Genomic DNA, 16,371 nt, shown 5'->3' on the forward strand with positions numbered 1-16,371 from the left:
ACCTGCAAGGCGGCTGTGGGATCGGTACAGCAAGCGGTCGCGTTACTTGATCCGCTGGCCCGGCTTGGCGCCGCTGTCAGGGCTCAACAGGTAGATTTCCTCGCCGCCGGGGCCTGCCGCCATCACCATGCCTTCGGAGATACCAAAGCGCATTTTGCGCGGCTTGAGGTTGGCGATCATCATCGTCAACCGGCCTTCGAGCTTGGCCGGGTCCGGGTAGGCACTCTTGATGCCGGAGAACACGTTGCGTTGCTCGTCGCCAATGTCCAGGGTCAGGCGCAGCAGCTTGTCGGCGCCTTCGACGGCCTCGGCCTTGACGATCAGCGCCACGCGCAGGTCAACGGCGGCAAAGGCGTCGAATTCGATTTCCGGCGACAGCGGGTCCTTGGCCAGTTCGCCGTTCCCGGCAGGCGCGCCGGTGTCGGTCTGGCTGGCGGCCAGGTCTTCCTTGGAGGCGTCGGTCATGGCTTGCACCTTGGTCGCGTCGATACGGGTCATCAACGGCTTGAACGCGTTCAACTGATGGTTGCTCAGCAGCGTCTGGTGATCGTTCCAGGTCAGTGGCGCGACGTTGAGGAACGCCTCGGCATCGGCGGCCAGCAGCGGCAGCACCGGCTTGAGGAAAATCACCAGTTGGCGGAACAGGTTGATGCCCAGGGCGCAGATCGCCTGGACTTCGTCCTGTTTGCCTTCCTGCTTGGCCAGCGACCAGGGCGCCTTGTCGGCGATCCAGGCATTGGCGCGGTCGGCCAAGGCCATGATTTCGCGCATGGCACGGGCAAAGTCGCGGGACTCGTAGGCTTCGGCGATGCTTGGCGCGGCCGCCAGGAAGGCGTCGGTCAGTTCCGGCGCGGCATTGCCGGCGACCAGGACCCCGGCGTTGCCCTTGTGGATGAACCCGGCGCAACGGCTGGCAATGTTGACGACCTTGCCCACCAGGTCGGAGTTGACCTTTTGCACGAAGTCTTCGAGGTTCAGGTCCAGGTCGTCGACGCCGCGGCCGAGCTTGGCCGCGTAGTAGTAACGCAGGTATTCCGGGGACAGGTGGTCCAGGTAGGTCCGGGCCTTGATGAAGGTGCCGCGGGACTTGGACATTTTCTGGCCGTTGACGGTCAGGTAGCCGTGGACATTGATGCCGGTCGGCTTGCGGAAACCGGCGCCTTCAAGCATTGCCGGCCAGAACAGTGCGTGGAAGTTGACGATGTCCTTGCCGATGAAGTGATACAGCTCGGCGGTGGAGTCCTTGCCCCAGAACGCGTCGAAGTCCAGCTCCGGCGTGCGGTTGCAGAGGTTCTTGAAACTCGCCATGTAGCCGATCGGAGCGTCCAGCCACACGTAGAAATACTTGCCGGGCTCGTCGGGGATCTCGAAGCCGAAGTACGGCGCATCGCGGGAAATATCCCACTGCTGCAGGCCGGCATCGAGCCATTCGGCGATCTTGTTGGCGACGGCGTCCTGCAGGGTGCCGCTGCGGGTCCAGGCTTGCAGCATCTGCTGGAAGTCCGGCAGCTTGAAGAAGAAATGCTGGGAGTCCTTGAGCACCGGCGTCGCCCCGGAAATCGCCGATTTCGGGTCTTTCAGGTCGGTCGGTGCGTAGGTGGCGCCGCATTTTTCGCAGTTATCGCCGTACTGGTCTTCAGTGCCGCATTTCGGGCAGGTGCCCTTGATGAAGCGGTCGGCCAGGAACATTTTCTTTTCCGGGTCGAAATACTGGGTGATCGAACGGGTGGCGATGTGCCCGGCGTCACGCAGTTTCAGGTAGATCTGGCTCGACAGCTCACGGTTTTCTTCGGCGTGAGTGGAGTGGAAGTTGTCGAAGTCCACCAGGAACTCGGCAAAGTCGGCGCTGTGTTCAGCCTGGACGTTGGCGATCAGTTGTTCCGGGGTGATGCCTTCCTTTTCTGCGCGCAGCATGATGGCCGAACCGTGGGCGTCGTCGGCGCAGACATAGATGCATTGGTTGCCGCGATGCTTCTGGAAGCGCACCCACATATCGGTCTGGATGTACTCCAGCATATGGCCGAGGTGAATCGAACCATTGGCATAGGGCAGGGCGCTGGTGACGAGGATCTTGCGTGGCTCGGACATGGGGCTCGGCTACTTGATGAAACGGAGGTCGGCCACTATAAAGCGCTGGCGGCTTTTTTTCACCCTTCGGGGCTGTTTCGGGATGTATTGCTGGGAGCAGCGCAAGGATTAAGCCAGGCACAAGTTGCGGGAGGGGATTGTGGGAGCAAAGCTTGCTCGCGAAACAGGCGCCTCGATTCCTGAAAGACCGCATCGCCTGCATCGCGGGCAAGCCTTGCTCCCACACAGCGGGAGCAAGCTCCCTCGCCACAAGCGCATTCGTCGCCCTTAATCGGGTCGCCACAACAGCATGCGCGGCGTAGGATAGCGGCCTGTTTTCAAGTCTTGCTATCGGAGTTGCCCATGAGCGCCGTCAATCGCGCAGCGGTGGAAGCCGTCCTTCGCCAGTACACCGACCCTTATCTGAACCAGGACCCGGTCAGCGCCGGATGCGTGCGCGCCATCGACATCCAGGGCGATCGCGTCAGCGTCCAGCTGGAAATCGGCTACGCCGCCGACCTGTTCAAGAGCGGCTGGGCGCAGATGCTGCAAATGGCGATCGAGGCCCTGGACGGGGTGAGCGCCGCCAAAGTCGACATCACCAGCGTGATCGCCGCCCACAAGGCCCAGGCGCAGGTGCCGGGGCTGGCGAACGTCAAGAACGTGATCGCCGTGGCCTCGGGCAAGGGCGGCGTGGGCAAGTCCACCACCGCGGCCAACCTGGCCCTGGCCCTGGCCCGTGAAGGGGCGAAGGTCGGGATTCTCGATGCAGACATCTACGGCCCGAGCCAGGGCATCATGTTCGGTGTTGCCGAGGGCACCCGACCGCAGGTCAAGGACCAGAAATGGTTCGTGCCGATCCAGTCCCATGGCGTGGAAGTCATGTCCATGGCCTTCCTGACCGATGACAACACGCCGATGGTCTGGCGCGGGCCGATGGTTTCCGGTGCCCTGTTGCAACTGGTTACGCAAACCGCCTGGGGCGACCTGGATTACCTGGTGATCGACATGCCTCCGGGCACCGGCGATATCCAGCTGACCCTGGCGCAGAAAGTCCCGGTGGCCGGCGCGGTGATCGTCACTACCCCTCAAGACCTGGCCCTGCTGGATGCACGCAAGGGTGTGGAAATGTTCCGCAAGGTCAACATCCCGGTGCTGGGTGTGGTGGAGAACATGGCCGTGCACATCTGCTCCAATTGCGGGCATGCCGAGCACCTGTTCGGCGAAGGTGGCGGGGAAAAACTGGCGACCCAATACGGCGTCGAATTGCTGGCTTCGCTGCCGCTGTCGATGCTGATCCGCGAACAGGCCGACGGCGGCAAGCCGACGGTCATCGCCGAACCGGACAGCCAGATCGCCATGGTCTATCAGGAACTGGCCCGCCACGTGGGCGCGCGGATCGTGTTGCAGGAAGCGGCCATGCCGGCGATGCCGAACATCACTGTCAGCGACGATTGATCGGCTGAACTGCGATCTATGTGGGGAGCAAGCCTGTAGGAGCAAACCCTATAGGAGCAAAGCCTATAGGAGCAAACCCTGTAGGAGCAAAGCCTGTGGGAGCATAGCTTGCTCGCGATAGCGGTTTTAAAGCCAACAGAGATGTTGGGTGTGACGCCGTCATCGCGAGCAAGCTATGCTCCCACAGGCTTTGCCCCCCACAGGCTTGCTCCCACATTTTGTTAGGCGGTGGGTTTAGATCCGCAACCCGCCATCCATCTCCAGGATCCGACCGGTGTAATAGTCGTTCTCGAAGATATACGCTGCCGAATGCGCAATCTCCTCAGGCTTGCCCATGCGCTTGAGCGGAATCCCCGAGGTCATTTTTTCCAGGGCCTCGGGCTTCATGCCCAGGGTCATCTCGGTTTCGATGAAGCCCGGGGCGATGCCGGCGACACGGATGCCGTAGCGCGCCAGTTCCTTGGCCCAGGTCACGGTGGCGGCAGCCACACCGGCCTTGGCGGCCGAGTAGTTGGTCTGGCCGACATTGCCGGCGCGGGAGATCGACGAGATATTGATGATGGCGCCGCTGTTCTTCAGCTCGACCATTTTCGCCGCCACTTCACGGGTGCACAGGAATACACCGGTGAGGTTGACGTCGATCACGGCCTGCCACTGGGCCAGGCTCATCTTGGTCATTTCGCCATCCTTGACCTTGAGCAGCAGGCCGTCACGCAGGATCCCGGCGTTGTTGATCAGGCCGTGGATCGCGCCGAAGTCCTCGGCGACCCGGGCGACCATGTCGCTGACCTGCTCCTCATTGGCAACGTTGCACAGGTACGCCCGGGCTTCGACGCCCTTGGCTATACACGCGGCAACCGTCTGGTCGAGTTTTTCCTGGTTGAGGTCCACCAGGGCGAGCTTCGCACCTTTGCCCGCGAGATACTCGGCCATGGAGCGGCCCAGGCCCTGGCAACCGCCGGTGATAATGATTACTTTGTCAGTGAGTTGCATGCTCATGTCCAGATGGCGCAGCGGTGGAGGGGGCCTTTTGGGAGGTCTCTCGATTGGCGACGGTGTAGCCCGGCTGCACACGAGAACTGTCCCATAGGCGTACCGGAACATTACTCCAGTCACCTGACCGTTTTCTAGACGGTTTTCATAAAAGGAGTCATAAGTTGAGCGTTGAAGCTGCCAAGCATGCCCGGGAACTGCTGCTCAAGGAATACCGTGGAGTGCTCGCCACTCATTCCAAATCCATGCCCGGCTTTCCGTTCGGCTCCGTGGTGCCCTATTGCCTGGACGAACAAGGCCGGCCACTGATCCTGATCAGCCGTATCGCCCAGCACACTCATAACCTGCAAAAAGACCCCAAGTGTTCGATGCTGGTGGGCGAGCGCGGTGCCGAGGATGTGCAGGCCGTGGGGCGCCTGACCTACCTGGCCGAGGCCCGCAAACTCGAAGACAGTGGCGCCATCGAGGCTGCCGCCGAGCGTTACTACCGCTATTTCCCTGACTCGCAGAACTACCATAAGGCCCATGATTTCGATTTCTGGGTGCTCGAGCCGGTGCGCCATCGCTACATTGGCGGCTTTGGCGCCATCCACTGGATCGACCAGCTCACCCTGGCCAATCCCTTCGCCGGCAAAGCCGAAGCCAGCATGGTCGAGCACATGAATGCCGATCACGCCAAGGCCATCGCCCATTACGTGGAATTGACCGGTCTGCCGAAAAGCGAACCGGCACAACTGGCGGGCATCGACAGCGAGGGCATGCACTTGCGCATTGGCCAGGGCCTGCACTGGCTGGCGTTTGCGACGCCTTGCAACACGCCGACACAAGTGCGCGAAGCCTTGGTTTATCTGGCTCACGCCGAGCAATGGCCAAAAAATGCGGAAGTCGACGCTTGAATTCACGAAAGGGCGACGTCATTTAGGTTTTCATAGCAAGGCATTCTTGCGTTGAGGAACCATTTGATGCGCCCTTTTTTGTTGCTCTTTCTGCTGTTCCCGGTGTTGGAGCTGTTCGTATTCGTCAAGGTCAGCGGTGCGATCGGGTTTTTCCCGGCCCTGCTGCTGGTCATTCTCGGCTCGATGCTCGGCGTGTTCGTGCTGCGCATTGCCGGCCTCGCCACGGCATTGCGGGCCCGTGAAAGCCTGAACCGTGGCGAGCTGCCCGCCCAGACCATGCTCGAAGGCCTGATGCTGGCCCTGGGTGGCGGTCTGTTGATCCTGCCCGGCTTTATCAGCGACGTGCTGGGCCTGGTCATGCTGTTGCCGTTCACCCGGAGGCTGCTGGCCAATAAAATGCGCCAGCGCGCCGAAGAGCAGGCGATGCGTCAACGCGCCTTCGCCGATGACCTCCAACCCCGTGGCGGTCCGGCGCCGCGCGAGCCTGTGGGCCGCGAGCCCAACGTGATCGAAGGCGAATTCGAACACCGCGATTCCAAGTAAAACCATCAGCACGGCGCCTTCGGGCGTCGTGCTCGTTTGGGGTGCGCAAAGTAAAAAATTTCTGCCCCCACCCTTGTAATCCACTTGTACGCCCTTATGTAACGGTCACCGCAAGGTTTCCGGTGGTGACACCGGACAGACTTCCGCGGTTCGACTGACGAACCGCAACCGGCTCTGCCGGCTTTGTTAAACCCGCCGGGACTACACCGGCCGATGAAAACCACAATTAGGAGAGATCGACAATGAAGCTTCGTCCTCTGCATGACCGCGTCGTCGTCCGTCGCAGCGAAGAAGAAAAGAAAACCGCTGGCGGTATCGTCCTGCCAGGGTCGGCTGCCGAGAAGCCAAACCAGGGTGAAGTCCTCGCTGTAGGCCCGGGCAAGGCACTGGAAAACGGTGAAGTACGTGCGCTGTCCGTGAAAGTGGGTGACAAGGTTGTGTTCGGCCCTTACTCCGGTAGCAACACTGTGAAAGTTGATGGCGAAGACCTGCTGGTTATCGGCGAGAGCGAAATCCTCGCTGTTATCGAAGGCTGATTCCCCGCTCATTTTCCCGCGACTACAAAGTATTTAAGGAATATCGATCATGGCTGCTAAAGAAGTAAAATTCGGCGATTCCGCCCGCAAGAAAATGCTCGCCGGTGTCAACGTCCTGGCTGACGCAGTAAAAGCGACCCTGGGCCCGAAAGGCCGTAACGTGATCATCGAGAAGAGCTTCGGCGCTCCGACCATCACCAAGGACGGCGTTTCCGTTGCCAAGGAAATCGAGCTCAAAGACCGCTTCGAAAACATGGGCGCGCAACTGGTCAAAGACGTTGCCTCCCGTGCCAACGATGACGCCGGCGATGGCACCACCACCGCTACCGTCCTGGCTCAATCGATCGTCAACGAAGGCCTGAAGGCCGTCGCTGCCGGCATGAACCCGATGGACCTCAAGCGCGGCATCGACAAGGCGACCATCGCCATTGTCAAAGAGCTCAAAGCCCTGTCCAAGCCATGTGCTGACACCAAGGCAATCGCTCAGGTCGGCACCATCTCCGCCAACTCCGACAACTCCATCGGCGACATCATTGCCGAAGCCATGGAAAAAGTCGGTAAAGAAGGCGTGATCACCGTTGAAGAAGGCTCGGGCCTGGAAAACGAACTGTCGGTTGTAGAAGGCATGCAGTTCGACCGTGGCTACCTGTCCCCGTACTTCGTCAACAAGCCAGAGACCATGACTGCCGAGCTGGACGGTCCGCTGATCCTGCTGGTCGACAAGAAGATCTCCAACATCCGCGAAATGCTGCCAGTGCTGGAAGCCGTTGCCAAAGCCGGCCGCCCACTGCTGATCGTGGCTGAAGACGTTGAAGGCGAAGCCCTGGCGACCCTGGTCGTGAACAACATGCGCGGTATCGTTAAAGTCGCAGCCGTCAAGGCTCCAGGCTTCGGCGATCGTCGCAAGGCCATGCTGCAGGACATCGCCGTACTGACCGGCGGTACCGTTATCTCCGAAGAGATCGGCCTGAGCCTGGAAAGCACCACCCTGGAGCACCTGGGTAACGCCAAGCGCGTGATCCTGTCCAAGGAAAACACCACCGTGATCGACGGTGCCGGCGTTGAGACTGACATCCAGGCTCGCGTTCTGCAGATCCGTCAGCAAGTGGCCGACACTTCGTCCGACTACGACCGTGAAAAACTGCAAGAGCGCCTGGCCAAGCTGTCCGGCGGCGTTGCAGTGATCAAGGTTGGCGCTGGTTCCGAAGTTGAAATGAAAGAGAAGAAAGCCCGCGTTGAAGACGCCCTGCACGCGACCCGCGCAGCCGTCGAAGAAGGCGTGGTACCTGGCGGCGGCGTGGCACTGGTTCGTGCCCTGCAAGCCATCAGCGAACTCAAAGGCGACAACGATGACCAGAACGTCGGCATCCAATTGCTGCGTCGCGCTGTAGAAGCACCGCTGCGCCAGATCGTTGCCAACTCCGGCGACGAGCCAAGCGTTGTGGTCGACAAGGTCAAGCAGGGTTCGGGTAACTACGGTTACAACGCTGCTACCGGCGAATACGGCGACATGATCGAAATGGGTATCCTGGACCCGGCCAAAGTGACTCGTTCGGCTCTGCAAGCGGCTTCGTCGATTGCCAGCCTGATGATCACCACCGAGGCGATGATCGCTGAAATCAAGGAAGACGCTCCAGCTGGCGGCGGTATGCCAGACATGGGCGGCATGGGTGGCATGGGCGGCATGATGTAAGCCAGCCTTACCCCTGTAGCGAAAAACCCCGCCTGCGAAAGCAAGCGGGGTTTTTTATTGCCTTGGGTTTGCCCCAGCATTGAGTAGGGCCCGGCTGTCTCTGTGGGAGCAAAGCTTGCTCGCGATTGCGGTGGGTCAGCTTGCCAGGATGTTGAAGCTGCCATCGTAATCGCGAGCAAGCTTTGCTCCCACAGGGTTTGTCCAAGGCGCTTTCAGGCGTTGGCGGGCTGGCTCAACGCTGCGCGATCAGTCATGACGGCCGGTCGGTACAGAATGTAGTAGTAACACCCCAGGCAAATCAGCCAACAGAACACCGCTGTCCACACATTGTGGGAAAAGAAGTGCGCCCCTTGCATCATCCGCCCCAGGGAAAATACCGTGCCTAGCGTGAAGGTGAGTACCAAGGCCTGGCGGGCCAGGTGCGGGCGGCGGTCGCGCAGGACGAAGAATAGTGCAAACAACGTGAACCCCGTGGCGGCGTGACCGCCGGGCCAGCATCGACCGGGTTTGTCCGTGGCCGGGCGTGGGCTCAGCAGTTCGCTATAGGTTTCCTTGCCACCGAACTCCTTCAGGCTCCAGGGGCATTGCACCGCCGTCACCGCTTTCATCGGGGTGACGAAGGACGTCGCCAGTGCCAGGGACAGCACCAGGCAACCGAGCTCGCGCTTGAACGGTTTGAGCCGGGCGATGAAGAACGAGCTGATGAATCCCAGGACCGCCAGCACGGAGAACACGATGACCACCTCTTTGGCTCGATCGTGCAGGATGTCTTCCAGGAAAAAGCTGTGCCGGCCGATGAATCCACCCGCCATCGGGTCGTAAAACAGCTTGGCCACGTCCATGTCCAGCGTGGTCAATTCCAGCAACACCAGCGTCGCTGCGACAACGGCAGGCAGGCCCAGGACAACCCAGAAATTCAGGGGCCGGGAAACGGGGCGGGTGGCGGTGGGGACCATGGCATTACCTTTGATGGGGGGAGGGCATAAAGCGGTGTCGCACAGTCTGGTCTGCGCTGCGTCGGGGCGGTGTGAATGTTGGGTGAAAAACTCGTCAATGCCCGCGCAGTCCTGTTCCTTGGCTCACTCGACTTATGTGGGAGCGGGCTTGCTCGCGAAAGCGTCGGTACATTCAACATTGATGGCGGCTGGGCCACCGCATTCGCGAGCAAGCCCGCTCCCACATAAGCATGTGCTGTCACAGCGGATACAACCCTAGCCGTGAGCCAGACTTGGCCGTAAGCTGCGCGGGCCAAGATGGCCGTTAACTGTGTACGCAGAGGTGCCCATGCGAATTCTATTGGTCGAAGACAACCGCGACATCCTGGCCAACCTGGCCGATTACCTGGAGCTCAAGGGCTACACCGTCGATTGTGCCCAGGACGGTTTGTCAGGATTGCACCTGGCCGCGACCGAACACTACGACCTGATCGTGCTCGACATCATGCTGCCGGGCATCGACGGCTATACCTTGTGCCAGCGCCTGCGCGAAGACGCCCGGCGCGATACGCCGGTGATCATGCTCACCGCCCGGGATCAGTTGGACGATCGTCTGCAGGGCTTCAAGTCCGGGGCCGATGACTACCTGATCAAACCGTTTGCCCTGTCAGAACTGGCCGCGCGGATCGAAGCCGTGATGCGTCGGGCCCAGGGCGGTGGCCGCCGAGCCTTGCAGGTCGGCGATCTGAGCTACGACCTCGATACCCTGGAAGTGACGCGTGAAGGCAAGCTGCTCAAGCTCAACCCCGTAGGCCTCAAGCTGCTGGCGGTATTGATGCAGAAAAGCCCTCACGTGTTGCGCCGCGAAATCCTTGAAGAGGCGTTGTGGGGCGATGATTGCCCGGACAGCGACAGCCTGCGCAGTCACGTCCATCAATTGCGCCAGGTGATCGACAAACCGTTCGACAAACCGTTGCTGCACACCGTACACGGCGTCGGCTATCGCCTGGCCGAGGGCCGCGATGGAGTTTAAGCAGAGCCTTGCCCAACGGATCATCATCGCCTTTGCGCTGATGAGCGCATTGGTGGCTGGCGCATTCGCCATGGGCATCGTGGCGACGGTCCATCTGGTGGAAGAGAAACTGATTTCCGCCGGGCTTGGCGGCGATCTGCAACGCTTGCTGCTGATGGACAGTGTCTCGGACTGGAACCACCGGCCGGAACCCGACCAACTGTTTTATTTCAGCGGCGGCCCTGGTGACTTCGAGTTGCCCAAGGACCTGCGCCATCTGGAGCGTGGTTTCCACGAGGTGTTTCGCGGGCAGTTGTCCTATCACGCCATGGTCGAGATCGTTGATGGGCGGCACTACGTGTTGCTGCAGGACCAGAGTGACTTCGAGGAGCGCGAGCGGGTACTGTTCGCCGTGGTGTTGGTGGGCTTTGTGCTCAGCCTGGCACTGGCGGTATTTTTGGGCTGGGTCCTGGCACGCCGGGTGATGGCGCCAGTGGTCCGCCTGGCGCGGCAAGTGCGCCATCGCGACCAGCTCCTGGGTCTGGCTCCTCCGCTGGCCCCGGATTATGCCGCCGATGAAGTGGGTGAACTGGCCGTGGCATTCGACGCCACATTGGGGCGCTTGCGCCAGGCCTTGACCCGCGAGCGTTTGTTTACCAGCGACGTGAGCCACGAGTTGCGCACACCGTTGATGGTCCTGGCGACCTCCTGTGAGTTGTTGCTGGGAAATCCGGCACTGGACCCGCGCGGACGTACCCAGGTCGAGCGCATCAATCGAGCCAGTGAAGAGATGCGCGAGTTGGTGCAGACCTTCCTGATGCTCGCCAGGGCCGAACGCGAAGACAACGGCATGTCGCCTCGGCTGCCCCTGGGGCTGGTGGCCGAGAACCTCCTCGGCGTGTGGCGCGTGCCCATCGAATCCAAAGGCCTGACGCTGATCTTCGATCCCGGGCAAACCGTCGACACCCTGTATAACGCCACGTTCCTGACTGCCGTGATGGGCAATTTGCTACGCAACGCCCTGCACTACACCGATCAGGGGTTCATCCGCCTTTCGCTGACCGCCACCGGTTTCGTGGTCGAGGACAGTGGCGTAGGCATTCCCGAGGAGAAGCGCGAGGCGATGTTCGAGCCGTTCGTGCGCGGCAGTGAAAAGCGCGGCGAGGGATTGGGATTGGGGTTGTCCCTGGTGCAGCGCATTTGCGAGAACCAGGGCTGGACAGTGAGCCTCAGTACGATGGAGCCCAACGGTTGCCATTTCGAGGTGGAACTGAACCCAAGGGGCTAAGCGTAGGTATGGAAAAGTCTTTTAAACAATAGGGCATTTACGTGACGTTGTTTTCACAAAGACATGACATCCCGTTTCATAAAGTGGGGCCGATCATTCATGGAGCCTCTGGAGAAGTGTCGCCGGCGCCTGACTGCCCGGTGGGCGGCCTCCCATGACATGAAACAGCTGCGGCGCCATTCGTCGTTCAGCGATGTTGATTGGAAAAAACTCGTCTACTTTTATGAGGCGGCGTTTGGCAGCGCTATCAAGGGTTTATAGCGATGAAACTAGAAATTGCTAGAGGTTTGTTTTTAGTCGGAGCCCTGGCAGTTGCATCGATGGCGGTGGCTGTGTGGGAACAGCCGCGCTCGCAGATCCTCAGTGCTTCGAATGCTGATGCGCATTGTCCTTTGCCCCGCGTGGCAAAGACCAGCGAGGCGATCCAACCGAACGATGATCTGCTGCTGTTCATGTTCAGCCTGTCCCAGGGGATGAGGCCGCAAAGTTAAAGCCCTGAAACCAAGATAAAGGTCTCCCTTGTGCGAGGCCTTTATTATTTTGGTGGACTGTCAAATCAACCATTGTGGCGAGGGGATCTATCCCCGTTGGATTGTGGGAGCAAAGCTTGCTCGCGAAACGGCCGCCCCGATTCCTGGAAGACCGCACCGCCTTCATCGCGGGCAAGCCTTGCTCCCACACTATCCCTCGCCACAGGTGTCTATTTCAGGCCTTGTCCGGCTTGGCCAGCAGCGTGTAGACGCAAGGCAGCACGAACAACGTGAACAAGGTGCCAATCGACATCCCGGTTGCGATCACCATGCCGATGTCGAAGCGGCTCACCGCCCCGGCGCCTGTGGCGAAGATGAGCGGCACCATGCCGAACACCATCGCCGCAGTGGTCATCAGCACTGGCCGCAGACGAATCGACGCGGCTTGTTCCACCGCTTCACGCGGTGTCAGGTTCTGTTCCCTGCGCAACTGGTTGGCGAACTCGACAATCAGGATCCCGTGCTTGCTGATCAGGCCAATCAGCGTCACCAGGCCCACCTGGGTATAGATGTTCATGCTCGACCAGCCGAGGAACAGCGGGATCAAGGCTCCGCAAATGGACAGCGGCACGGTCACCAGGATCACCAGCGGGTCCCGGAAGCTTTCGAACTGCGCGGCCAGCACCAGGAAGATGATCGCCAGGGCCAGGGCAAAGGTCACCCACAACGCACTGCCTTCCTGTACGAACTGGCGCGAAGCCCCTGCATAATCGAAGGCGAACCCCACCGGCGCTTCCTCGCGGGCGATCTGGCGGACGGTCTCGATGGCCTCGCCCATGCTCACGATAGGGAAGCCCGAGATCGTCACCGCATTGAGCTGCTGGAACTGGTTCAGTTGTCGTGGTCGCGCCCGGTCGCTGACCTTGATCAGGGTCGATAGCGGTAGCGATTCACCCTTGGCATTTTTTACGTAGTAGTTGTTCAACCAGTCCGGGTTGTCCCGGAAGGGACGTTCGACCTGGGCAATGACCTTGTAGCTGCGTCCCTCGAGGGTGAAGCGGTTGATCTCGGCTTCACCCAGCAGTGTTGCCAGGGTACCGCCCAGGTCCTGCATCGAAACGCCCATCTGGGCGGCCTTGGCGCGATCGATATCCACCACGACTTCGGGCTTGTCGAACGCCAGGTCAATGTCCATGAAGGCGAACTTGCCGGATTCCAATGCGCGCTTTTTGACCCGGTCGGCAACCTCCAGCAGCGTCGCATAATCCTTCGGCGAGTTGATGACGAACGCAAATGGCAAGCCTTCGCCGGTGCCCGGCAGCGAGGGCAGGTTGAAACCGAAGATCTGCAAGCCAGGCACGCTTTCCAGCTTGGCCTGGACCTCTGGCAGGATTTCCATCTGGGTGCGGCTGCGTTCGTTCCAGGGCTTGAGCAGGAAGCCACCGATGCCCGACTGCACGCCGTTGTAGCCGTTGATCTGGAACGAGGAGTAGTACTCCGGGAACTCCTTGAAGATGGTAATGAAGTGATCGGTGTACGTGTTCAGGTAGTCGAGGTTGGTGGGTTGCGGAGCGGTGGCCATCATGAAGATGATGCCCTGGTCTTCGTCGGGAGCCAGTTCGGACTTGGTGAACATGATCAACACCGGGATCAGCAGCAGCACGATCACCGCGAACACCAGGACCACCGGCCGGGTATTGAGCGTGCCGTGAAGCATGCGCTGGTAACGGCGCTTCAAGCGTTCGAACACCATGTCCAGCCGATGGGCCAGCCCCGAGGGGTTCTCATCGTGGCGCAGGAGCAGGGCGCACATCATCGGTGACAAGGTCAGGGCGACGATCCCGGAGATCACCACCGCCCCGGCCAGGGTCAATGCGAACTCCTTGAACAAAGCGCCCGTCAGGCCCTCGAGCAGACCGATCGGCGCGTACACCGCCGCCAGGGTGATGGTCATCGAGACCACCGGCATGGCGATTTCCCGGGCACCTTCTATCGCCGCATCGAACGGGGTCTTGCCTTCCTCGATGTGCCGGTGAATGTTCTCCACCACCACAATGGCGTCGTCCACCACCAGACCGATGGCGAGCACCATGGCCAGCAGGGTCAGGAGGTTCATCGAGTAGCCCATCAACTGCATGAAGAACATCACGCCGATCATCGACAGCGGGATGGTCACCACCGGGATGACCACCGAACGCAGGGCACCGAGGAACAGGAACACCACGACAATGACAATCAGCACCGCCTCGAACAGGGTTTTCACCACTTCGTCGATGGAGGCCTGGATGAACAGGGTGGCGTCGTAGGCGATCTCGGCCTTGAGGTTGGTCGGGAGCTGGGCCTCCATGTCCGGCATGATCTTGCGCACTTCCTTGATCACATCCAGCGGGTTCGCACCGGGCGTGGCCTTGATCCCGATGTACACCGAGGGCGTGCCACCAAAGGAGCTGATGGTGTCGTAGTTCTCGGCGCCCATTTCCACGCGAGCCACGTCCCGCAGCAACACGCGGCTGTCGCCGTCGGTCTTGAGCGGGATCGCGCCGAAGGCCTCGGCGGACTTGAGTTCGGTGTTGGCGTTGATGCTGGTGACGACGTATTCGCCTTTCACTTCACCGGCAGCGGAGAGGAAGTTGTGCTGGCGTACGGCGTTGGTCACGTCGGCGGCAGTCAGGCCGAAACCGGCGAGCTTGACCGGGTCCAGCCACAGGCGCATGGCGAAGACCTGGTTGCCGAGGATCTCCGCCTCAGCCATGCCTGGCAGGGTCGCCAGTTTGGGCTGGATCACCCGTGACAGGTAGTCGGTGATCTGCGGGTTGTTCAGTTCCTTGCTGAAGAAGCTGATGTACATCAGTGCCGAGGCATCGGCGGCTTCGCGGCTGAGGACCGGGTCCTCGGCGTCCTGGGGCAGTTGGTTCTTGACCTCGTTGGCCTTGGCCAGCAGTTCGGTAAAAAGCCGGTCGCTGTTGGAGCCGATGCGGGCATAGACCGAAATCACCGAGAAATTCTGGCGGCTGACCGAGGTCATGTAGTCGATGCCCTCGGCACTGGCCAGGCTCTGCTGCATCGGCTGGGTGATGTAGCCCTGGATGGTCTCGGCGTTGGCCCCGGGGTAGGCGGTGGTCACCGTGATCAGGGCGTTCTCCATTTGCGGATACTGGCGCAGGGGCAGCTTGCTCCAGGCCTGGAAGCCCAGCAGCACGATCAACAGGCTGACCACGGTGGCGAGCACCGGACGGCGGATGAATGGATCGGTAAAGGCCATGGGGGTTCCTTGATCAGTCCGCGCGCGGCGGGCTGTTCTGTTCGGTCAGGGTCTTGTCGTCGCTGATGGCGATCGGCGTACCGTTATCGAGCTTGAGCTGGCCGGCGGTCACGACTTGCTCGCCGCTCTGCACGCCTTTGGTAACCAATACCTGCCCGTCGCGGCGCTCGCCGGTTTCTACGAAACGCCGTTCGGCGATCAGGACCGGCTGGCCCTTGTCGCCTTTCTCGACATTGCCGTCGGTGCCTTTCTTTTGGGTCACCACGTACATGGAGTTGCCGTAGAGCGTGTAGGTCACGGCGCTTTCCGGCACGACGATTCCGTCGGCCACGTCCGGCAGGATCACCTCCAGGTTGGCGAACATGCCTGGCAGCAGCTTGCCGTCGGGGTTGGCCAGGGTGGCACGTACCAATACGTTGCGGGTGCTGTCTTCGACCTTGGGGTTGATCGCGCTGATGGTGGCGACGAAGTTCTGCCCGGGGTAGGCCGAGACGCTGACGTTGACCGGCTGGGCAACGGCGAGCCTGGGCACGGTTTGTTCAGGGACGTAGAAGTCCACGTAAAGGCTGCTGAGGTCCTGCAGGGTGGCGATCACCGTGCCGCTGGCCAGGTAGTCGCCGACATCCACCTGGCGAATGCCGATGGTGCCGCTGAACGGCGCCAGGATGTGTTTCTTGGCCAGCGAAGCCTTGAGCTGATTGACCGTGGCCTGGTTCTTTTTCAGTTGCGCCGAGAGCCGGTCGAACTCGCCCTTGGAGATCGCCTGGCTGCCCACCAGTTGTCGGCCGCGACCAAAATCCAGTTGCGACAGGCCAAGGTCGGCCTCGGCGGTTGCCAGCAGGGCGCTTTCGACTTCGCTGTCCAGTTGCAGGAGCGGCTGGCCAGCCTTGACCTTCTGCCCGGACTGGAACTGCAGCTTCTGCACGGTCCCGGCGATTTCCAGGCTCAGGTCCACGCCTTGCAGCGCCTTGAGGCTGCCAACGGTGGGCAGGCGAGCTTGCCAGGGTTGCCGGGCGGCCGTGGCCACGGCCACGCTGACCGGTGGTTTGGGTGCAGAAAACATCTGGATCTGCTGGTAGACGGAGAAGGCCTTGTAGCCGGCGAGCAACAGCACCACCAGCAGGACAACACCCAACATGATCAGCATGCGGCGTCGCAGCATGTTCCACTTCCTTGGAAAAGAGCTGAGAGAAAATACAGATAGGCGGGCACATTACC

General features: G+C 60.9%; 13 protein-coding genes and 1 pseudogene. 9 read left to right on the forward strand and 5 right to left on the reverse strand.

From position 1 onward, the window contains the following. Positions 1–42: 42 nt before the first annotated feature. Positions 43–2,088, reverse strand: coding sequence for a methionine--tRNA ligase (metG, locus tag B0E42_RS27795; RefSeq protein WP_046062593.1), 2,046 nt, complete (start codon positions 2,086–2,088; stop codon positions 43–45). A gap of 342 nt (positions 2,089–2,430) precedes the next feature. Between metG and apbC the strand changes: the two genes are divergently transcribed. After that, a complete protein-coding gene (apbC, locus tag B0E42_RS27800) occupies positions 2,431–3,525 on the forward strand; it encodes an iron-sulfur cluster carrier protein ApbC (protein WP_003204921.1) in 1,095 nt (364 codons plus the stop codon). Between the two features lie 234 nt (positions 3,526–3,759). Here apbC and B0E42_RS27805 read toward each other — a convergent pair whose 3' ends face one another. Then, complete coding sequence (locus B0E42_RS27805) at positions 3,760–4,518, reverse strand: SDR family oxidoreductase (RefSeq protein ID WP_018613125.1); 759 nt, start codon at positions 4,516–4,518, stop codon at positions 3,760–3,762. Positions 4,519–4,682: 164 nt separating this feature from the next. On the opposite strand from B0E42_RS27805, the gene B0E42_RS27810 reads away from it, so the two are divergent. From B0E42_RS27810 to groL, 4 genes are all read left to right on the forward strand, one after another. Next, positions 4,683–5,414 carry a HugZ family protein gene (locus tag B0E42_RS27810; RefSeq protein ID WP_018613122.1) on the forward strand — a complete coding sequence of 244 codons (732 nt, stop codon included), beginning with the start codon at positions 4,683–4,685 and terminating at the stop codon, positions 5,412–5,414. A gap of 66 nt (positions 5,415–5,480) precedes the next feature. After that, positions 5,481–5,957, forward strand: coding sequence for an FxsA family protein (locus B0E42_RS27815; RefSeq protein ID WP_014339863.1), 477 nt, complete (start codon positions 5,481–5,483; stop codon positions 5,955–5,957). 242 nt (positions 5,958–6,199) lie between these two features. After that, positions 6,200–6,493 carry a co-chaperone GroES gene (locus B0E42_RS27820; RefSeq protein ID WP_003178744.1) on the forward strand — a complete coding sequence of 98 codons (294 nt, stop codon included), beginning with the start codon at positions 6,200–6,202 and terminating at the stop codon, positions 6,491–6,493. 49 nt (positions 6,494–6,542) lie between these two features. After that, a complete protein-coding gene (gene groL, locus B0E42_RS27825; protein WP_014339862.1) occupies positions 6,543–8,186 on the forward strand; it encodes a chaperonin GroEL in 1,644 nt (547 codons plus the stop codon). Positions 8,187–8,398: 212 nt separating this feature from the next. Here the strand turns inward: groL and B0E42_RS27830 are convergent, their stop codons facing one another. Further along, positions 8,399–9,142: a phosphatase PAP2 family protein gene (locus tag B0E42_RS27830; RefSeq protein ID WP_077508570.1), complete on the reverse strand. Its 744-nt coding sequence runs from the start codon at positions 9,140–9,142 to the stop codon at positions 8,399–8,401. 328 nt (positions 9,143–9,470) lie between these two features. On the opposite strand from B0E42_RS27830, the gene colR reads away from it, so the two are divergent. From colR to B0E42_RS27850, 4 genes and pseudogenes are all read left to right on the forward strand, one after another. Further along, the gene (gene colR, locus B0E42_RS27835) at positions 9,471–10,154 is read left to right on the forward strand and encodes a two-component system response regulator ColR (protein WP_014339860.1); all 684 of its coding nucleotides are present in this window, start codon (positions 9,471–9,473) and stop codon (positions 10,152–10,154) included. Next, positions 10,144–11,421, forward strand: a complete 1,278-nt coding sequence (locus B0E42_RS27840; protein WP_018613109.1) for a HAMP domain-containing sensor histidine kinase — start codon at positions 10,144–10,146, stop codon at positions 11,419–11,421. Before colR ends, B0E42_RS27840 begins: the two co-directional genes overlap by 11 nt. A 108-nt stretch (positions 11,422–11,529) precedes the next feature. Beyond that, positions 11,530–11,682: pseudogene (locus B0E42_RS31620) on the forward strand (lipopolysaccharide kinase InaA family protein); the annotation flags it as partial. A 2-nt stretch (positions 11,683–11,684) separates the two neighbouring features. Next, positions 11,685–11,912, forward strand: coding sequence for a hypothetical protein (locus B0E42_RS27850; protein ID WP_033062899.1), 228 nt, complete (start codon positions 11,685–11,687; stop codon positions 11,910–11,912). Between the two features lie 214 nt (positions 11,913–12,126). Here B0E42_RS27850 and B0E42_RS27860 read toward each other — a convergent pair whose 3' ends face one another. After that, positions 12,127–15,153 carry a multidrug efflux RND transporter permease subunit gene (locus B0E42_RS27860; protein WP_077508574.1) on the reverse strand — a complete coding sequence of 1,009 codons (3,027 nt, stop codon included), beginning with the start codon at positions 15,151–15,153 and terminating at the stop codon, positions 12,127–12,129. A gap of 13 nt (positions 15,154–15,166) precedes the next feature. After that, a complete protein-coding gene (locus B0E42_RS27865) occupies positions 15,167–16,315 on the reverse strand; it encodes an efflux RND transporter periplasmic adaptor subunit (protein ID WP_077508576.1) in 1,149 nt (382 codons plus the stop codon). Positions 16,316–16,371: the final 56 nt, after the last annotated feature.

It is taken from the genome of Pseudomonas sp. A25(2017), from assembly GCF_002001065.1.
GTDB lineage: Bacteria > Pseudomonadota > Gammaproteobacteria > Pseudomonadales > Pseudomonadaceae > Aquipseudomonas > Aquipseudomonas kilonensis.

Bases quoted from the DNA above. Each gene is read 5' to 3' on its own strand.
- metG (WP_046062593.1), bottom strand. From the start codon at position 2,088: ATGTCCGAGCCACGCAAGATCCTCGTCACCAGCGCCCTGCCCTATGCC.
- apbC (WP_003204921.1), top strand. From the start codon at position 2,431: ATGAGCGCCGTCAATCGCGCAGCGGTGGAAGCCGTCCTTCGCCAGTAC.
- B0E42_RS27805 (WP_018613125.1), bottom strand. From the start codon at position 4,518: ATGCAACTCACTGACAAAGTAATCATTATCACCGGCGGTTGCCAGGGC.
- B0E42_RS27815 (WP_014339863.1), top strand. From the start codon at position 5,481: ATGCGCCCTTTTTTGTTGCTCTTTCTGCTGTTCCCGGTGTTGGAGCTG.
- B0E42_RS27820 (WP_003178744.1), top strand. From the start codon at position 6,200: ATGAAGCTTCGTCCTCTGCATGACCGCGTCGTCGTCCGTCGCAGCGAA.
- groL (WP_014339862.1), top strand. From the start codon at position 6,543: ATGGCTGCTAAAGAAGTAAAATTCGGCGATTCCGCCCGCAAGAAAATG.
- B0E42_RS27830 (WP_077508570.1), bottom strand. From the start codon at position 9,142: ATGGTCCCCACCGCCACCCGCCCCGTTTCCCGGCCCCTGAATTTCTGG.
- colR (WP_014339860.1), top strand. From the start codon at position 9,471: ATGCGAATTCTATTGGTCGAAGACAACCGCGACATCCTGGCCAACCTG.
- B0E42_RS27840 (WP_018613109.1), top strand. From the start codon at position 10,144: ATGGAGTTTAAGCAGAGCCTTGCCCAACGGATCATCATCGCCTTTGCG.
- B0E42_RS27850 (WP_033062899.1), top strand. From the start codon at position 11,685: ATGAAACTAGAAATTGCTAGAGGTTTGTTTTTAGTCGGAGCCCTGGCA.
- B0E42_RS27860 (WP_077508574.1), bottom strand. From the start codon at position 15,153: ATGGCCTTTACCGATCCATTCATCCGCCGTCCGGTGCTCGCCACCGTG.
- B0E42_RS27865 (WP_077508576.1), bottom strand. From the start codon at position 16,315: ATGCTGCGACGCCGCATGCTGATCATGTTGGGTGTTGTCCTGCTGGTG.